Below are 1,325 nucleotides of genomic sequence, written 5' to 3'. Positions count from 1 at the left end.
CGCTCAAACGCTCCTATAACGTCAAGGGGCAGTTCGCGCGGGCCCGCCGTCGGCGCCGGAGGCGCCCGCGAGACGCGCGAGGTCGCGCCTGAGGGCATGGAACACCTGGCGCGCGATGTAGCGCTTGAGCATGCGGATCGCCTCCCTCTTGGTCTTGCCCGAGGCCATCCGCGCGGCGACGAAGTCCCTCGACTCCCCCGGGGAGCGCATGCGGCCGATCGCTATGAGGTAGAGCGCGGAGTTGGCCCGCCTGTCCCCCGCGAGGTTCAGGCGGTGCCTGTCGGTCCTGCCGCTCGATACGGGCACCGGGCTCGCCCCGCACAGCGCCGAGAAGGACGCCTCGCTCGCGAGCCTGCCGGGGTTCGCGCCCGCGCACAGGACGAGCGCCGCGGCGCACTGGGGCCCCACCTGGGGCAGCGCGCGCGTGGCGGGGGCGAGCTCGAGGGTCATCGCGTCGATCAGGGCGCCGAGCTCCGCGGCCTCCCCGTCGAGCGCCCGGACGCGCCGGGCGACCGAGCGCAGGGCGGCCTCGGCGGCACGCTCGGCGTCCAGGGGCCCCTCGCCGGGGGCGCGCAGGGACGCGCAGGCGCCCACCAGCTCCCTGGCGGGCAGCGCGCGCAGCCTCGCGCGCATGCGGTCGGGCGCCGCCGCGACGAGCGCGTGGAGGGAGTTCCTCGCGGCGGTCCGCGCCTTCACGGCCCCCTCGTAGGCGACCCTCAGGGCGCGCAGGCCCTCCACGTCCCCCCGGCGGTCCTTCGCGGGGCTGTGCGCCCGCCCGGAGAGGACCGACGCGGCGGCGTGGTAGGCGTCCATCTGGTCGCTCTTTCCCCGGCGGCGCCGCTCGGCCCTGTCGGGCCAGCTCACCTCGACGACGGGCACCCCCCGGCCCTGGGCGTAGGCGCACAGGCCCGCCCCGTAGCCGCCGCTGCCCTCGACCCCCAGGGCGCGCAGCTCGCCGAGGCCCTCGAGCCACGAGACGAGCTCGGCGTAGCCCCCGCCGTCGGCCGCGAAGAACCTGCACCCGAGCTGCGCCCCCGTCGCGTCGACGGCGGCCGCGCAGTGGCGGTCCCTGTGCGTGTCCACTCCCCCGATGACAAAGCGTCTCTCTTCTGCCATTATGGACTCCTTCCCGAGAGGGCGCGCAGGGGGGTCGGCCGGGACGATCCTATATGAGTGCAGCTGGTGGCGAAGCTCCTATGAGGTCACCGCCCCGACCCGCCTGCGCGGGTCTGCGAGGGGCCCCGCCCGAGCCGGCGACAAGCCTGAGCTAGGGCATGCGCGACGCGCAGCCGGGATGACACCGTGTCAGCCGGGGGCGGGGCCCC

General features: G+C 76.0%; 1 protein-coding gene. It reads right to left on the bottom strand.

Features of this window, described 5'->3' with window-relative positions; all coding sequences use genetic code 11:
• Window positions 1-21: 21 nt before the first annotated feature.
• Window positions 22-1,116: an IS110 family transposase gene (locus G7Y49_RS11965; RefSeq protein ID WP_165174118.1), complete on the bottom strand. Its 1,095-nt coding sequence runs from the start codon at window positions 1,114-1,116 to the stop codon at window positions 22-24.
• Between the last annotated feature and the right edge of the window lie 209 nt (window positions 1,117-1,325).

This window comes from Adlercreutzia sp. ZJ242 (assembly GCF_011038995.1).
In the GTDB taxonomy this organism is placed as follows: Bacteria; Actinomycetota; Coriobacteriia; order Coriobacteriales; family Eggerthellaceae; genus CAAEEV01.
Note: the sequence above shows the minus strand (reverse complement) of the source record. Positions and strands in the feature narration are given on the sequence as shown.

Excerpts from the sequence above, each read along its gene's own strand:
- G7Y49_RS11965 (WP_165174118.1), bottom strand. The coding sequence starts at position 1,116 with ATGGCAGAAGAGAGACGCTTTGTCATCGGGGGAGTGGACACGCACAGG.